The 17540-nt window shown below is 59.0% G+C and carries 9 protein-coding genes and 1 pseudogene; 5 read left to right on the forward strand and 5 right to left on the reverse strand.

Annotated features, from left to right (window positions below; genetic code table 11):
* Positions 1-291: 291 nt before the first annotated feature.
* The gene (locus tag ACIPY2_RS05830; protein WP_400265427.1) at positions 292-1878 is read right to left on the reverse strand and encodes an RNA-directed DNA polymerase; all 1587 of its coding nucleotides are present in this window, start codon (positions 1876-1878) and stop codon (positions 292-294) included.
* A gap of 1949 nt (positions 1879-3827) precedes the next feature.
* On the opposite strand from ACIPY2_RS05830, the pseudogene ACIPY2_RS05835 reads away from it, so the two are divergent.
* The 5 genes and pseudogenes from ACIPY2_RS05835 to ACIPY2_RS05855 all read left to right on the forward strand — a co-directional run.
* Positions 3828-3974, forward strand: a pseudogene (locus ACIPY2_RS05835) (DUF4236 domain-containing protein); the annotation flags it as partial.
* Positions 3975-4064: 90 nt separating this feature from the next.
* Entirely contained in the window at positions 4065-7172 is a 3108-nt protein-coding gene (locus ACIPY2_RS05840) for a TerB N-terminal domain-containing protein (RefSeq protein ID WP_400265747.1), read from the forward strand.
* Positions 7169-8566 (forward strand): ATP-binding protein, encoded by a 1398-nt coding sequence (locus ACIPY2_RS05845; protein WP_400265428.1) that lies wholly within the window; start codon positions 7169-7171, stop codon positions 8564-8566. The genes ACIPY2_RS05840 and ACIPY2_RS05845 overlap by 4 nt, the downstream gene beginning before the upstream one ends.
* On the forward strand, positions 8538-11411 hold the full coding sequence (locus ACIPY2_RS05850; RefSeq protein WP_400265429.1) for an exonuclease domain-containing protein: 2874 nt from the start codon (positions 8538-8540) through the stop codon (positions 11409-11411). The genes ACIPY2_RS05845 and ACIPY2_RS05850 overlap by 29 nt, the downstream gene beginning before the upstream one ends.
* Before the next feature lie 328 nt (positions 11412-11739).
* Entirely contained in the window at positions 11740-12771 is a 1032-nt protein-coding gene (locus ACIPY2_RS05855) for a DUF4192 domain-containing protein (protein ID WP_400265430.1), read from the forward strand.
* 219 nt (positions 12772-12990) lie between these two features.
* On the opposite strand, the gene panB is transcribed toward ACIPY2_RS05855, so the two are convergent.
* The 4 genes from panB to ACIPY2_RS05875 form a co-directional block, all read right to left on the reverse strand.
* Entirely contained in the window at positions 12991-13809 is an 819-nt protein-coding gene (panB, locus tag ACIPY2_RS05860) for a 3-methyl-2-oxobutanoate hydroxymethyltransferase (protein WP_400265431.1), read from the reverse strand.
* A gap of 37 nt (positions 13810-13846) precedes the next feature.
* The gene (locus ACIPY2_RS05865; RefSeq protein WP_400265432.1) at positions 13847-15181 is read right to left on the reverse strand and encodes an amidase; all 1335 of its coding nucleotides are present in this window, start codon (positions 15179-15181) and stop codon (positions 13847-13849) included.
* Positions 15182-15222: 41 nt separating this feature from the next.
* The gene (locus tag ACIPY2_RS05870; protein WP_400265433.1) at positions 15223-16086 is read right to left on the reverse strand and encodes an alpha/beta fold hydrolase; all 864 of its coding nucleotides are present in this window, start codon (positions 16084-16086) and stop codon (positions 15223-15225) included.
* A 126-nt stretch (positions 16087-16212) separates the two neighbouring features.
* Positions 16213-17307, reverse strand: coding sequence for an isocitrate/isopropylmalate dehydrogenase family protein (locus ACIPY2_RS05875; RefSeq protein WP_400265434.1), 1095 nt, complete (start codon positions 17305-17307; stop codon positions 16213-16215).
* Between the last annotated feature and the right edge of the window lie 233 nt (positions 17308-17540).

Raw genomic sequence — 17540 nt, forward strand, 5'->3', positions numbered from 1 at the left:
CGGCGCTCTCACGCCGCTCCCAACCTGACGAAATTTCCGACACGGTCGCAATCCCCCACGTTGCTTGGCGCCCCCTGTCCCCGCGTCCACGCCGCGCTGTGAAATGGTACACAGACCACCACCCACAGGCACTACACATAAGGGCATCAACGATGTTCGAGTTTGAGTCCGTCTGGTTTCCCTTCAAGACACATCAGCCGATTTGGTGCGTCCGAAAGCACGACGCTAACGGACGCCCAGCTCGCCGAGACCCATCGTTACGCCAATATTCCGATAGAGGTGGACGTAAGGCTAGGCCACTGAGACAGGGTCGAAGTCACGGCTGGACTTCGGGAGCCGCCAATTGCGACTTTCAAGTGCCTTCAACGTCAACCTATGAATCGCCGAACGACCCAAGAGTCGTTTGACATCCTGTTGACTCGCCTCCGCGGCGACCATACCGAGAGCCAAAGCTCTCTGAATGTGCGGGTCAGATTCTGTGTTGGAGCGCTTGGCCAAAATCGCCCGAGCTGAGGGGGGGTCACTAGCACTCAGTCGCTGTGCGGCGAGGCTCACTTTCTGGAGACTTTGGCTCTGCGCCAACCAAACGTGAAGTATCTTGGTCATGCTCGGTGGCAGATTGTCTGATGAGAATGCCATTGCGTACTGTGGTGCCACCCAATCCACTGAGGACCACTCCGAGTCCTCAAATTTTACGAACCACTTTTCTAGGGCTGATTTTGCCCTACGGTTCTCTCGTATTGCTACGGCAAAGTAGCGGCCCAGGGTGTCTGCAATGTGAGGCAACTGGTGCGCAATGTTCCGCCACTCCAGATACCGATCGGTCATGTTGTGTGAGCGTAGCGCCTTAAGAATCATTGCACCCTCACCCCTGCCAATTCCTTTGGGGTTCTTTAGGAGCCGCTGTTCTGCTTGCTCGAGGGGTTTGAGGTCCAGTCGGGGTTCATCCTCAAAATCGGCCTCGACCGAGTAGTCCGGCAAAAGGAGGTTCTTTAGCTCCAGTTGATCGGGAGATTCGGTTTTGAGAAGGGCATGCGACTTCTTCCCATCAGTCAAGTGCGTTTTGGCAGTGTTGATCTCTAGGCCCGCTCGGCGCATCGCTGCCTGTATGTCGATAATGAGCCTGTAGACGTCCTGGAGCTTCTCCGACTCGAGGCTGATGTCGTCCATCCAGCGCCGGACTGAGGACACTCGACCCTCAGATAGCGCAGCCATAATCGCGTCGTCCACATGGCTGACTGCTAGATTCGCAAGATAGGAGGACGCATAGCAGCGCTGCGGCAGCCCCCTCCGCTCAGAAAGCTGTCTGTGAGCATCTAGAATCTGCTCGACAGCATCTGTTGCCGCCGTGCGCCCCACCTTTGATCGAATGTCGCCCATCAAAGTGTCGATATCAGTTGAAGCAAAGAATGATGTGATGTCAGTCTGCAGCGCCCAACGGGCTTTTCTAACCACGCTTACAGATTCATCGTAAAGTAGCCGCTCCTCGGTCGTATTGGAGGGCTCGCCATTCCTCAGCCTCCAGCCATACACCCAATCCGGTAGATCGCCATGCAAACGTTTGGCAAGTTGGGATGCGGCAGCCGTATAAACAAGTTTGCTTGCTGGGTCTATAACCACTCCGGGACGGACTCCTGTAAAGGATTTAGGGACAGTAAGCAAGTGGAAAGCCGGTGTGACCTTAAATGAGAAACGTCCCGATGATAATTTGTCAAATCCTAAATCAGTAGCTACATCGATTTCACTCATTAATGCTGGATCATGCTCAGGCCATCCCCACGGATCCCTGTACCAGTCACCGTACGCTTCAAGCACGAGGAGGCGTGCAGCTCCTTGAAGATCAAAGATTCCAGAGACAGTCTTTCCCTTCCCTTTCACGACTTTCCCTTCCCACTTCTCTGAGTTGGCTCCGTATCGGGAAGTACGGGTCCTCCAAGCCCATTAACCGGAATGGCACTTGACATCATTGGTTTCTCGGAGCCCCGTCCAAACATGAAACAGAGACCATGGGATTCTTTTGCCATCAAACTCACTCCAGCTCTCTTGAAGGACCGAGGTTACCGTACACCAGGTGGTTGGCGCACTGCTGCATTTGTAAAGGAGTCGAGTGCCCAAACGCCCCGGCGATGGTCAACATAACTGGATTCGAGACATAGGGCCTGAGTGGCGCTCTCGATTTTTCGTAAGCTCCACATTCCGCAACTCTGCTGACGAACATAGCGAACTCAACAGGCTGAGCACCCGATCGCTGGTCTGCTGCTCGGTGTACTACCGCACGGCACCATACCGAACGCGCGAGGCAGCCGACACTATTATGTCCGCCGAGCGTACCGTGTGGTCCAGAGCGCTTCTGACAACAATTTAGCGAGCTTCAAGAAGCGGTGAGCAATGCACGTTCTGACCCGAGTTGCACAGGCTTCACGAGCATTACGTCGAGCGACGATGCCGGAGAATCGTTCCCCCGTTCGCGTCGATTTGGAGAAAGGCCGCTCGCCGTGTGCGACCATGGAAGTCCGTTGCCGGATCCAAGCTGGCCCGAACGTCAGTAAGTGCGCAATGTCAAGTCGCGACGATTTCTCCCAATCAATGCGCATGCCCTCGCGGCGTTGGACACGAGGCCGCTAAGTTCAAGAACCGAGTCGCTCTCGACAGAGAAAATACTCAAAACGCAGTTTCGACGGCGCCTGTGGGCAGCGTCATCCTCAGGATTAGGAACATGACAGCCTTTCCCACGGCCAGGGTTCACTCGCCAGCGGCATTCCGGGACACAGCGTAGGAGACGCCTTGGCGCCCGTTGGTAGGCATCGCGGCCAGCAACGCGCTGCTCCATCTGACGAGCTGAACCAGACAGCCGCTCACAAGCGGAGCCCGGTTGCTGATCTTGTATCCATCGCACTACGAGTATCGACCAAGAGCACAATCAGGGATCCTGCCCCCCCGTCTGCGCCCTGTTAGTGATGGCGACTCATTGCAGCCACCTGATACGAGCTAACGTAATTGGGGTCCTTCCGCACATACAGTGGCCCTTGAAATTGACGAAAGGAGACAAAGCATGAGATACCGAACGAAAAGACCAAAGTCAGTGAGGATATCGTTGCTTTCATCGCTAGCTACCTCTGCCCAGGAGGTTTTGGGACGTGATGTCGCACTGGAATCGCTGAAAATAGATATCCAGTCGAACGAATACACAAAGTAATCGAAAAGCTCGCGTACTCGATCGTGGGGCTGCGTGCCGAAATCGCTGAGCTATGCGGCGAGGCAGGAACTAGGTAAGTGCAGGTCCTGTCTTTACTGCGATTCAACCCACTTGTGCCCTGACGAGTCGTCGTACCAATGAGAAGAGCAACTTTGAACCAGTGGTGGGAAGTCGGATTTACTGTGCCGTCCGGCCCATCCCCCATCGCCAGGCCCTATCATCCGATCGCGGAAAGGTTCGCGCCTGTGGCAGAACTTTGAATGTCGCCGCGCATTAGCCGGACCGCTTTTCTGTCGGACCGCGGCTGGGGGTCTACGCCCCTTCTGAAGTGGACTGCCAGCACGACGAGCCTCGAAAGGACCGTAGCGTTGGCCTTCTCCACAGATGATGAACTGTCGTGTGCGGAGACGGCGAGGTGACACCGAGGGCAGATGCTCCGTGGGAGTATCGGAAACTCCCGGTGCAGCCGTAACGCCGGAACAGGGGACGCTGTTGACTTGCGAAATTCCGAGCGGGCTGTATGACACGTCAGCGACACGTTCGTGTTCCGTTGAAGGATCAATACACGCTGCTGCAAGAATGTCTCTCATTGATTCGATTGACTGCCGGCTGAATGCCGGGTGTGGGGGTAATGGTGGGGTTTTACGTTCGGAAGAGCCTGAAGGCAGGTCCGTTCAGGTTTAATCTGAGCAAGTCCGGGCTCGGCGTTAGCGCCGGTGTTCCAGGTTTTCGGGTTGGCTCCGGTCCTCGTGGCAACTACGTACGCATGGGTGCCGGTGGTGTTTACTATCAGGCCTCGGTCGGTGGTACGAAGCAGCCCGGGCAATCTTCCGGTCACTCCTTTCTTCCAGTTTCGGCATCGTCGGATGTGGTCTTTGAGGACCAGCGGGGTGCCAGCGTCCAAGAGCTTGCCCCTACATCCTCGGATGACCTCGTACAGCAGCTGAACGAGGCCGGTAAACGTAAACCACTGACTCGCTGGGTCGTCATCGCGGTCGTGTTCCTGGGCTTGATCACGATGCCTTTTGGCTTACTTGTGTGGCTGCTCGGTATTCCTGCCATCTGGTGGGTTGTTCAGCGGGACCGCGCCAAACGGTCGGTCGTGATCTTCTATGACGTCAATGACGGGCATGCCCGCCAATTTCAGGCGCTCGTTGACGCTGGAAGTATCTTGGGTCAATCCCAGAAGATCTGGCGCATCAATGAGGCCGGGGCGTTGCAATCCGGGCACCAACAAAAGGTCAACGCAGGCGCATCATCTTTGGTTGGACGGTCCATCGCTGGCTTCGACCTCAACGGGCCACGGGAACTGGTGACGAACATTGCCGTACCCGGCGTAACTGCCGATAAGACGTCAATGTATTTCCTCCCGGACCGGATCCTTCTCTCGCATAACGGCGCATTTGCGGACGTCACTTATGACTCGCTGCGGATTCGTCGGCGCTCGACAAACTTCATCGAATCCCCCGGCGCGACTCCTTCGGACGCGGTCCAGGTTGGATCTACGTGGCAGTACGTCAACAAGAAGGGCGGTCCGGACCGTCGGTTCAAGAGCAATCCGGTGTTGCCCATCATGAAGTACACGGAGCTGGAGCTCGAAAACGCAAACGGCTTCAGGTGGGCCCTGCAAATATCCAGCGCCGAGGCAGCATCCCGATTCGTCAGCGAATTGGAATCAGCTGCAGACAACGAAGTCTCCATCCCAGGCCATGCCCTCGCCGCTCCGCCGGCGCCTCTGCCCGATATCACGCCTCCACCCGCGGTACACGCACTCACCCCAGCACCTCAGGTTCAACCCAAGCCCGCTAATCACCCTGCACCGGCCGTGGCGGTTCAGCGCAAGGCACGGTGGTATGGGCCGGAAGAGTCCTTGGATCTCGGCAATGGCGTCCGCATCCCTGGCATGATCTACGCCGGTCAGGAACTCACGTCCCCGCGAGGAGGCACGGAGCCGTCCTTGATCAACCCCATGCTACGGGTCGACTCCCGCAACCCGGACTGGGCAGGCCAATGCCTGAACTACTGGCCCTCCTATGCCGACATCACGCCCGCCGGGCGAGCCGCATACCTCTCATGGTTGGCCCAAGGTCGCCGTCTTCCAAACACACCGATCGGTTACGTTTTTCTCTTCATGTACGGGCTTGAACGCCGCGTCCTCGTGGACATCGCCAAGCAACCAGAGCTGGAATCGGAACTGAGCGGCATCAGGGCGGAGATGTTGGCGCTGCTCGATGTATACGAGGACTCAAGTGGGTCCTTCCGATCCTACGCATCCCGCTTCGTCGACGTCATCGACTTCATGATGCTGCAGGCCGAAGACGACTCCCCCAAGGTCCCGGCCCTGACAGAATCAAGGTGGGACGTACCCTTAGCTCTCCGAGCCCACCTTGGTTCCTTCGCCGCTGACGGCAAGGCCATCCCCGCAGACTGGGCGATGGCATGGGGATGGTTCCACCCTGAAGTCGCCGTTCGCACACCGGCAACCCGCTGCACCGAAGAATTCACACAGCTATTCCGCCTCCGCTACCAGCAACGATTCGGCGAAGGATTCACCGTCCGGCCCGGCGCATCGAAAGTGCAGCTCAACTACACGACAGCCAATTCCCAAATCGGCGGCGCCACCATGACCATGGGAGAAGTCACCGACGTCTTCCACCAGCGTGCACCACAAAAGAAGCTCGCCGCCTTGTTCGATGACGTCACCGCAGAACTGGACCCCTACAGCCGCTGGCTCGGCCGCAACCCCGACAAAGCAGGAACCCTTACAGCAGCAGCACTCCTGCCGAAGGACCTACTCGTCGACGCGGAAGGTCCGGTAGGTGCCTTCCGAACCTGGGTGACACAACGATTCGCAGAACACCGACGGCTGGAACTGACCGGTCAGGACCTATTCGAACACTGGTCCCCCAACAACGGGCAGAAACTCTCCAAGCCCGAAGCGGTCAACCTGGCGACACTTCTCGACGGCTTCGCCATCGGACTCGAACCCGACATACGTTTCGGCGGCACTCCCATTACTCCCGAACTACCTGTCGTCCTCTTTCATACGGAGCCCGGGAGCCCTCACTCGCCGACGCCTTCGTACAGCACTGCCCTGACCATGACGCACCTCGCCGCCGCAGTAATTGCGGCCGACGGCGACATCTCACCCGCCGAACTGGACCACCTGACTGCCCACATCGAATCCTCCTTGCAACTGACTTCGGCCGAACGCACTCGGCTCCACGCACATCTTCAGTGGCTCGGGGCATCAGAGGTGAAGCTCACCGGCCTGACAAAACGGCTCAGCACACTCACCACAACGCAGAAAGCAGCCTTGGGAGACATGCTGGTGACCGTCGCAGCCGCTGATGGACAGATCGCGCCGAGCGAAGTGAGTACCCTCCAGAAGATCTACAAGCTTCTCGACTTGGACACCGCCGTCGTCACCAGCCGCCTCCACGCAGCCATGTCCGCGCCGACTCCAGCTGCAGCGGGACCTGTCACAGTGCGACAGGCAGGAAATCCCGACCTAGGAGTTCCCATCCCCGCGCCCCTACCGCCGGCAACGCAGGATGCGCCGGCGGCCAGCAGTTACCTCCTCGACTCATCAACGATCCAAGCAAAGATGGCCGAGACAGCGGAAGTCTCTGCGCTTCTTGGTGACATCTTCAGCGAGGACGACCCAACCTCTCACGAACCAAAGGCCCATCTACCCGCCGTGCCCAGGCCATACGTCTCGGCGCCGAGCAACCAGCCCAGCTCAACAATCGGGGACCTGGATGCATCCCACTCCAACCTCGTCCGCGCACTATCCGGAGTCACGCAACTCTCCTGGGCTGACTTCGAAGTCCTCTCTGCACGGCATGGCTTACTACCGCAGGGCGCCATGGATGCCGTCAACGAAGCCGCGTTGGACGCCGCCGACGAGCCGCTGCTTGAAGGCGACGAAACCCTCACCATCAACCCGACCGCACTGCAGGAGCTCCTGGCATGAACGTTTCGCCTCAAACCCCTATCCGACCACGCGAACGTGATGCGCTCCTGCAATCTCTGCGCGCCGGCGTCGTTCCCAGAATGGGCCAACAACACGTACAGGTTGGCCGGGTCAACGAAGTCAAAGCACTCCTGTCCGATATCAGCAGGATCAACGACGGCGGCTCGGGCAGCCGTTTCATCATCGGAGATTACGGCTCAGGCAAGACGTTCTTCCTACACGTCGTGCGATCCATCGCGCTTCAGCAGAAGCTCGTCACCGTCCACGCTGACCTCTCCCCCGACCGGCGCCTTCACGCAACCGGCGGGCAAGCCCGCAGTCTCTACGCCGAACTCATGCGAAACATGGCCACACGAGCCAAACCCGACGGCGGCGCCATGTCCAGCGTCGTGGAGCGATTCGTTTCACAGGCCCTGACGGAATCCCGGGACACCGGCGCACCTGTCGAGAGCATCATCCGCAGAAGCCTGTCTGAACTCTCCGAACTCACCGGCGGCTACGACTTCGCCGAAGTCATCGCCAAATACTGGCAAGGACACGACACCGGCAACGAACAACTCAAGTCAGATGCTGTTCGGTGGCTACGAGGAGAATTCGCCACCCGTACCGACGCAAGAGCAGCCCTCGGCGTCCGAACAATCATCGATGACTCCAACTTCTACGACCAACTCAAGCTTCTCGCACGCTTTGTACGGCTGGCTGGCTTCGGGGGGATCCTCGTCTGCCTCGACGAGATGGTCAACCTTTACAAGCTGGCCAACACACAAGCTCGAAACTCCAACTACGAACAAATCCTCCGGATACTCAACGACTCCACCCAAGGCAGCGCAGCGAACCTTGGTTTCATGTTCGGAGGAACACCAGACTTCCTGCTCGATCCCCGCCGCGGCCTCTACTCTTACTCCGCGTTGCAATCACGCCTGGAAGAAAACAGCTACGCCATCGACGGACTCGTGGACTACTCCGGACCAGTCCTGCGCCTGGCCAGCCTGACGCCGGAAGACTTTTACGTCCTGCTGACCAAGCTGCGGCACGTCCAGGCCGCCGGAGACGAATCGGCCTACCTGATCAGCAACGACGGCATCACCCAGTACATGAACCACTGCTCTCAGCGAATCGGGGACGCGTACTTCCGAACCCCCCGAAACACCATCAAAGGCTTCCTCGACCTGCTCGCAGTGCTAGAACAAAACCCAGACCGCGCTTGGGAGGACCTCGTGACGGGCATCAACATCGAACGGGAGTCCAACCCGGACCTAGCTCCGTTGGCCCCCACCACGGACCCTTCGTCCACGCCCACCCGAACCCGCGGTTTACTCACTGACCAGGACCCCGCTGTAGACCGCCACACAACGAACGACACCGATGACGACCTTTCAGTCTTCAAGCTCTAGGGCGTCAGAAACCCACACAGCGTTTAATCGGCTCCACCGTAGCGTTCAGTCGTGGATTTGGGAACAGAAATGGGAGCATCTGCGCCCTGCCCAGGCCCAAGCCATCGACCCCATCCTCCGCGGTAATACCGACGTCATCATCAGTGCAGCTACCGCCTCAGGCAAAACAGAAGCGGCCTGGCTACCAATCCTGTCGTCCCTAGCCGCGGCTCGGGACAACGAAGTGCTGCCCACTGGGGTGAAGGCACTCTACATTTCCCCCTTGAAGGCTCTGATCAACGATCAATACAGCCGGCTCGAATCCTTGGCCCAAAAAGTGGACATGCCGATTCACCGCCGACACGGAGACGTAGGCGACGGCGCCCGCCGTGCCCTCAAAGAATCACCCGACGGGCTCCTGCTCATTACCCCGGAATCCTTGGAAGCGATGTTTGTCATCCAAGGGACTCGCCTCCCGGCCATGCTCAGCGGGCTGCAGTACATTGTGATCGACGAACTGCACTCCTTCATCGGCACTGAACGCGGAGCACAGCTCCAATCTCTGCTGCACCGGATCGAACTGGCCATCCGCCGACGAGTCCCCCGCATCGGGCTCTCCGCCACACTCTCCGACGCCTCCATCGCCGCGCGCTTCCTCCGACCGGTCAACGAAGAAAACGTCCACGTGATCGGAGGCCACGACGATGACGCCGCTGAGCTCCGCATGCAGCTGCGCGGGTACATCACCAGCGGCGGCGGTGTGTACGACGGCGATCATCCCACGGAGGTCGAACCCGACAAGCTGGCGATCGCTGACCACCTTTTCCGAAACCTGCGCGGACAGGACAACCTGGTCTTCGCCAATTCGCGTGCCAGCGTCGAAACCTACGCCGACCTCCTCAAAAGTATCAGCGACCGTGCGCGCGTCGTGAACGAGTTCTTCCCCCACCACGGCAACCTATCCAAGGACTTCCGCGAAAACGTTGAGTCCCGGCTCCGGTCTCCCGGGACACCAACAACGGCCGTCTGCACCTCCACACTCGAGATGGGCATCGATATAGGTTCCGCCGACGCCGTGGCCCAAGTCGGCGCACCGGGTAGTGTTTCCGCGCTGCGCCAACGTTTGGGAAGGTCAGGCCGGCGGGGCAAACCGGCAACTCTTCGCATCTACGTCTCGGAACCGCCAGTCGATCATCGGACGCCTCCCGTCGACCAGCTCCGTGCCGAGCTGTTCGAAACCGTCGCCACCGTCGAGCTGCTGCTCGAGAAGTGGTACGAGCCACCCAATACAGATGGTCTTCATCTCTCGACGCTGATTCAACAGATCCTTTCAGTGATCGCCCAACATGGAGGCGCGACGGCGGCCGAGCTCTACAGTGCCCTCTGCAAAGAGGGCCCCTTCAGCCATGTTGGTCAATCCATGTTCATCCAGTTGCTGCGCAGCTTGGGGAACGAAGACATCATCTTGCAGTCATCTGATGGCACCCTCCTGGCTGGAACCAAGGGGGAACAGCTCATCAACCACTACAGCTTCTACAGTGCCTTCCACACGGCCGAAGAGTATCGCCTCGTCTCCTCAGGCCGCACACTAGGATCAATCCCTGTTGACCAACCGCTTGTGGAAGGCGGCCTACTAATCTTCGCCGGGCGTCGATGGCGCATCCTTGACGTCGACACCGCTGGAAAAGTCATCAACCTGACCAAGGCCGGAGGCGGCCGACCCCCGTCCTTCTCAGGTACCGGCATCCTGCTAGCCGACGGCATACGTCAACGGATGAAACAGCTCTACGAAAACCGGGACGTACCCATTTACCTCGACGAAGCAGCGCGAGCGCTCTTCCAAGAAGGCCGAGCTGCCTACGACAGGCTTGGCCTCCGAGTGAGCCCTCTCATCACATGGGGCGATGACACCATTCTGTTCCCTTGGGCCGGTGACCGGACAATGAACACACTCCATGTCCTTTTCAGCAGCAGAAACTACGAGTCAACCCTCGACGGTGTAGGAATGACGCTCCATAAGACAACACGCGCGCAAGCAGCTACCGACCTCAACTATCTGGCTGCCCTCCCCTCACCCGATCCCTCTGACCTAGCGAGCAACGTCATGGTCAAAGAGCGCGACAAGCATGATCTTTACCTTGATGACCAATTACTCACGCACTCCTACGCGGCCGCAGCGCTCGACGTCGAGACAGCATGGCCACTCATCAAACGATTGGCAGCGGCAACCTCCCAATTTGCGGAAGACCTGACAAACTACCAACCCAAATCAATCGTCACGACAGACACCGAGCCCGTGCTTGAACTAGCTGACGCCGGACCTTATGCCGTCATCGACGTCGAAACAACCGGATTCTCGCCGCAACGAGACCGCATCGTCGAAATTGCTATCGTGCAAGTCAACGAACAAGGCACCATTCAGGACACGTGGTCAACCCTCGTCGACCCCGAGCGAGCAACCGGCCCTAGTCACGTCCACGGAATCACTGATCACGACGTCCGCAATGCCCCACGGTTCACTGACGTCCTCCCTCTCATTCAGCAACAGCTGGCCGGACGTACTGTGGTCGCACACAACGCGGCCTTCGACCTCGGATTCCTCAGGACGGAGTTCCAGCGAGCGGGAGTGATAGTCCCAAACTGGCCTCATATCTGCACCATGCAACTGACGAAGAGCTACTACCCCGGTGAGAGCGCCTCCCTGGCCGACACCTGCAAACGGCTCGGTGTCGAAACCGGTAAAGCGCACACAGCAGCCGCCGACGCCCTCGCAGCGGCTCAAGTACTTTCCTCGTACATTGCCAGAGACATAAACGTCTCGGCTCGGCCTACCCCACCAATGTCATCTACCGCTAAAATCCCTTAGCAATGCCGATAACGGCGCATATGTTCGAATTCTCCGCGCTCCGATCCCGGCTGCCGGTTTCGCCCGAGGGCAGAGCAGGCGGGTTCGCTAACAACCCAGTGGGCACTTTCGTGCAAGCGACCGCATCGAGGTGACCAAATGGCTGCGCGGCAGCTCCAATGGGTCGCGGCGTCTCGACGCTGGCACAACAGGCGTCTCACGCGCTCGATCCCCAAGGCCGGCGCGATCCAGTCATGGTGAAGGGTATGGCAAGCGTCCATGGATGTCTGGGGCCTCAGCAGAATGGGCCCCGTCAACAACGGTCAAGGACGCAAGAGGAGACAGGACAATGAACGCGCTCACCATCAAGGACCCTGCCGATCTGCTCAGTTTCATCGGCCACACCCTGGGCTTCTGGCCACAAGAAAGCCTTGTCTGCATCACCCTGAACAAAGACAAAGTCGGTGCCACCCTGCGCATCGACCTCCCCAAGCAACCCGGTTTGGAGATCCACTTCGCGCAAACCGTCGCCGCCTACTTGACGTCCGACGAACGAGCCAACGGCATCGTCTTCGCTCTCTACACCACCGACACTCCGGAACCAGGAGAAGCGAGACCGCACCGGGCCACCATCGCAGCCCTCACCGGCGTCCTCGCCGACGAAGGCATCACCATCCGCGACGGCATCTACGTCACCAACACCACCTACTCCCCCTACGACACACACCCCGGCGAGAACATCGCCATCCCCCTCACCACCACCGAATACTCCCAGATCAACGCCGAATTCATCTACCGCGGCAGCACCATCGAACCCACCAACCACGTCACCCTCCCGGCGGCGACCGACCAGCGGAAGCACGCGACCGCCGTCGAACACCACATGGAAAGCATCCTCAGCGGACATCCAGCGGCAGCCACCAAGGACGGCCACAAGCTTTGGACCACCATGCTCGAGACCAAGGACTACCCCAGCGACCAGTCCGTTTTGAGGCTCATCGCGTACTTCCAGTTCCCGCACATCCGCGACCGGCTCATGGCAGACATCCCTGGCATCAACGAACCACCCGAACACATCCTCTTCGCCCAAACCACCCAAGCACCCAACTGGTCACGCATCGAATGGGCCAAACAACTCCTCACCCACGCCTACACCCTCACCGCCCCCGAACACGCAGCACCCATCCTCACCACCATCGGCTACATCAACTGGTGGGAAGGCAGAGGATCAAAAGCCCACCAATACCTCCAACTCGCCCTCGACACCGACCCCGGCTACCGCTTCGCACGCCTCACCGACCACATGCTCGGAGCCGGCATCATCGCAGGCTGGAACACCAACAAAAACACCGCCTACCGAAACCAGCTCGACATGCCATGAGCTCCTCTAGCCCCTACAAACCAGGAAACCGCCCATAAATCCAACTGCGACCTGCCCTAAAGTAGCTGTTCTTCGAGGCAGCCCATACGTTGATCCGACCAAGATAAGCGTGGGAGCGGAGTGACCTCCGTTTGTGCGAATCGCTACGCCAAGGTAGACCGGGATTGTCGTGGGGTCTGCTGGACCGGCTCATACCGATCCATATCGGTCGCGGACCTGTTAGAAGCTTTGCTCTGCGCTCGGGAAAGTACCCTTACGGACGTCTTCGCCGAAAAGTCGGGCCGCGTTGAGGAGCTCGTTCCGAAGGTCGGCGTATTGCTTCACGAACTTGGCTACATGCTGGCCTTGTCCGCCCCTCAAACCGGCCATGTCTTGCCATACGAGGACTTGCCCGGTTGTGCTAGGTCCGGCCCCTATACCGATAGTCGGAACCTTCACAGCAGCGTCGACGGCGGCGGCCGTCTCCGCAGGCACCATTTCCATGAGGACGCAGAAGGCACCCCCTTCCTCCAACGCCTTTGCGTCCTCGATCAGGCGGGTGGCGTCTTCGCCCCGGCCCTGAACCCGGTACCCGCTTAGGACATGTTCACTTTGAGGAGTGAACCCGATGTGCGCCATGACGGGAATTCCGGCGTTCACCACAGCGTGCACGTGGTCGGCGTAGTAGGCGCCGCCCTCTATTTTTACTGCGTGCGCCAGGCCTTCCTTGAGGACCCTGACACTCGACTGAACTGCCATTGCAGGCGACGCTTCGTAGCTTCCAAAAGGCAGGTCCACTACCACCAGAGGCCGACGAACGGATTTTACGACTGCCCTTGACAGGGGGAGGAGTTCATCCAGAGTGACTGGCAGGCTGTTGTCGTGTCCGTATACGTTATTCGCTGCCGAGTCCCCTACCAACAACACATCAATCCCGGCCTCATCGAAGATCTGGGCGGCGTACTGTTCATAGGCTGTTAGCATGGCGAACCGTTCGCCCCGCTGCTTGGCGGAAGCAAGATCAGCTATTCGGATGCGTTCGCGCTCTGACAAGGACATTGTGGTTTATCTCTTTTCATAGGTGGATTAGGGGGTTCTATGGTCTCCGCACATCTCGGAGCTGCAGTTGCTCGTAGGCGTGCGCCACTTGGAACAGGGTTGCCTCATGGCCAACTCTTGCCGACAGGGAGACTCCTACGGGCATTCCAGCGCTGTCAAAGCCTGCTGGGACACTGAGGGTGGGTCCCAGGTGTAGTGCCCAAGGGTGTACCAGTGCACCCACTGCTGCCTGCTGTTCCGGTGATGAATCGCGGCGCGGGGCTGTGACAGGGGTCGTAGGTGTAAGGATCACATCGAAGTTAACGAACCTGGCGTTCATTCTTGCCTGGAAAGCCGCACGGTCTTCTAGAGCGCTGCTGTATTCGGCTGACGTAATCTCGGCCCCTTGCCGCAGCCGTCGAAGGACATCCGGAGTGAAGTCGTCGGGAGAACTCTGCAGGCGGTCGGTGTAGATCTTTGCCGCTTCATAAGGTGCTATTTTCGACCAAATGGGGGCAGCAGCCTCCCAGTCTTCAATGCCGACGTCCCGAATGACCGCGCCGAGGAGGCCCAGTTGCTTCGCGAACGCTTCCACCGCTGACTGTATGTCGCTGTCGATGTGCGTGGATCCGAACTGTTGGACTACTCCTACAACCATCCCGGTCAGTGGCTCTCCTATTCGGGCTGTCGCCTGCCCGGCAACGCTCCTTTCTGCTTTGCCGTCTGTAAGGATGTCTGTGAGTGTTGCGACGTGGAAAGCGGTGCGTCCCATTGGGCCTACGACATCTTGTGAAGGTGAAAGTGGGACCACTCCCTGGGTGCTGATGCGCCCGAAACTGGGCCGGAGACCAAGTACCCCGTTGAGAGACGCGGGGATCCGGACCGAACCTCCTGTATCAGTGCCCAAAGCTAGTTGGCAGTAGTCGGCCGCCAGGGCAGCTGCTGATCCACCGCTTGAACCGCCGGATATGCGAGCGGTATCCCAGGCGTTCAGGCAATCTCCATAGGCCGCGTTGCTGTTGGTTGCACCTAGTGCGACTTCAGACATATTGGTTTTTGCTGCGATGACGATGCCGGAAGCCCGCAGTCTCCGCACAACTTCGGCGTCCTGTTGCGGTACGCGATTGCTCCAGAAACTCGCCCCTGCTGTTGTTCTGAGGCCGGCCGTATCGATGTTGTCCTTGATCATGATCAGATGTCCGTGCAGCGGGCCGCGGTTTATGCCCGCGGCCGCTTCGGCGTCGGCCTGAGCGGCATCCTGGTCGACGCGGCTGTTCCAGGATATTACCGCCCTCAAAGGGTCTTCGTGGCCATTGGAACGCTGCCTGCATTGCTTGAGTTGGTAGGCTGCAGAGTTAGCGGGCACAGGGTACGTTTGGACTGGAGCGATCATCGTTTTCCTTCGGGGATGAGGCGGATCAAGTATTTCGGGGCTTATCCGAGAAAGTCGATGAGGACCGATGCCAGTTCCGCTGGTTTTTCCTCTGGGATCCAGTGTCCGCAGTCGTTAAGGACGCTTCCGGTGACGTCGGAAGCCATCATCCGCAATGAGTCCTCCACAAGGTATCCGCGCCCCATGCCGGTTCCTCCCCCAACTGCCAGACAGGGAATGGTCAGCTTTTGCTGATTGGCATTATCTTCGACGTCCTGATGGATGGCACGGTAGTAAGCGAAGCCGGCTCGCAGTGCGCCGGGCTTGGTATAGCTGCGGAGAAATTCCTGAATCGTTTCCTCTCGAAGGACCGCCGGATGGCTGCCATAGTTCTCATAGAACCACCGGCAAAAGATTTCCTCCTTGCCGAAAACGAGTGCTTCCGGGAGGTCTGGCGTTTGCAGGAAGGTGTGGTGCCATCGTCGCCCGCCCTGGCCCAAGTCAGGCTGCCCATCGCCGGGAATGGTGACATCCAGTACGGCAAGGTGAGAGACGCCGGATTCATAGTGGGACGCCAGTGCGTACGCGACTGTCCCTCCCCAGTCATGTCCGACGACTGCATACTCGCCGATGCCCAGGTGAACGTTCATGAGTTCGTGGAGGTCTCCCGCGACTGTCTTTTTGTCGTAGCCGGAGTGAGGTCGGCTACTGTCCCCGAGACCGCGCAAGTCCGGGGCAATGCATTGGAATCCACGCTCAACCAGCAGCGGGATGACTTTGTGCCAGGAATACCAGGTCTCCGGAAAGCCATGCAGGAGCAATAAGGGGCGGCCGGTACCCGCCACGGCGTAGTGGAGGGTGACGTCCTTCAACCGGACGAATTCATGGCTAATAATGGGCGTCAGCAATACCAAGTTCTCCTCCAAAGTAGCTTTCTCGGCACGCTCTGCGCTGGCCGGAGAGGTGAAACGAAAATATGAGACGGGGCCGGCAGGAGCTTCTTCTGGCCGGTCCGGCCCCGTCTTCAGGTACAGGCGAAATAGTGCTCCCTGTTAAGCGGATGCCTTGGTGGTCGAGGCGAGAGCAGCGGTGACCGCTGTTGTCACTTCGGCTGTGGAGTTGGTGCCCCCCAGGTCGGGAGTGCGGGGCCCCGACTCAAGGACACGCGCCACAGCGCTGCGAATTGCACCAGCTGCGTGTTGGCAGCGTTCATCGTCATGGCGCTCAGCCAACCAGTCGAGAAGCATGGCCCCTGAGAGGATGGTCGCGATCGGGTTGGCCGTGCCGAGGCCGGCGATGTCCGGGGCGCTTCCGTGGGAGGGCTGGAAAACGCCGTGTTCAAGGCTCACGTCGCCGGACGGCGCAACACCGAGGCCTCCGACGACGCCAGCTGCAATTTCGGACGTGATGTCGCCGAAGACGTTTTCGGTTACGACGACATCGAAGCGTTCCGGGTTTGTGACCAGCATCATAGAGCCGGCGTCGATGTAGAGCCGGTCGGTGCCAACGTCCGGGTAGCGAGCTGCAACTTCGTTAAAGATTTTGCGCATGAATGCGTTGGACCGCAAGACGTTTGACTTGTCGAGAAGCGTCACGTGTCCCGGAGTTCCATTGATGCGGCGACGGGTGATTGCCTGTTCGAAAGCGATGGTAAACAAACGTTCGGATGTTTCGCGGGTGATGGTCAGCCGGTCGCTGACTGCCTCATCGCTGTCCTGGATTTCGTCGTGCCGTCCGGCGAAAAGTCCTTCAGTTGTCTCCCGGATGACCAGCATGTCGACGGATTCGGCTTTGACCTTCGTGGGCACGCCTGGGAAGAGGCGGGCGGGTCGGAGGCTTGCGAAGAGTCCGTAGCGCTCACGGATATCGATCTGGGGCGTGATTTCTGTGCCGTCGGCACGACGGACATCGGGAAGCCCAGCCGCTCCGAGAAGGACAGCGTCCGCCAAACCAACGGCCTCCATTGCCTGTTCCGAAATTGATTCGCCGGTGCGGCGGTAGTACTCGGCCCCAGCTTGGTACGAGGCGTAGTTGAGATTGAGGCCGAAGCTCTCTGCCGCGGCATTCAGAACGAGCAGAGTCGCCTCAACGACCTCTGGACCAATGCCGTCACCGGGCAGGAGTGCAATTTCATACTGGTTCTTCACAGTTTTCTCGATTCTAGGGATACGCGCCAGGCCGGAGGACTGCCTTGTCCAGGGTTACCCTTCCAGCCTTGCGGCGCGGATGCGGCGGAATTCTTGGGGACCCTGCACTAAAATTAGCATACCACGTGGCATACCAGAAGTAATAAGCAGCAGCGTCTTTAAGATGCACCATGCACGAAGAAACTCTTCCTGCATTCCACCTAGTATGCAAGGATGTGTCGGTCGCCACAGTC

This window comes from Paenarthrobacter sp. NPDC089675, from assembly GCF_044749185.1.
In the GTDB taxonomy this organism is placed as follows: domain Bacteria; phylum Actinomycetota; class Actinomycetes; order Actinomycetales; family Micrococcaceae; genus Arthrobacter.

What these genes read in the sequence shown, in the direction of transcription:
- ACIPY2_RS05845 (WP_400265428.1), top strand. Translation starts at nt 7,169, where the DNA reads ATGAACGTTTCGCCTCAAACCCCTATCCGACCACGCGAACGTGATGCG.
- ACIPY2_RS05850 (WP_400265429.1), top strand. Translation starts at nt 8,538, where the DNA reads ATGACGACCTTTCAGTCTTCAAGCTCTAGGGCGTCAGAAACCCACACA.
- ACIPY2_RS05855 (WP_400265430.1), top strand. Translation starts at nt 11,740, where the DNA reads ATGAACGCGCTCACCATCAAGGACCCTGCCGATCTGCTCAGTTTCATC.
- panB (WP_400265431.1), bottom strand. Translation starts at nt 13,809, where the DNA reads ATGTCCTTGTCAGAGCGCGAACGCATCCGAATAGCTGATCTTGCTTCC.
- ACIPY2_RS05865 (WP_400265432.1), bottom strand. Translation starts at nt 15,181, where the DNA reads ATGATCGCTCCAGTCCAAACGTACCCTGTGCCCGCTAACTCTGCAGCC.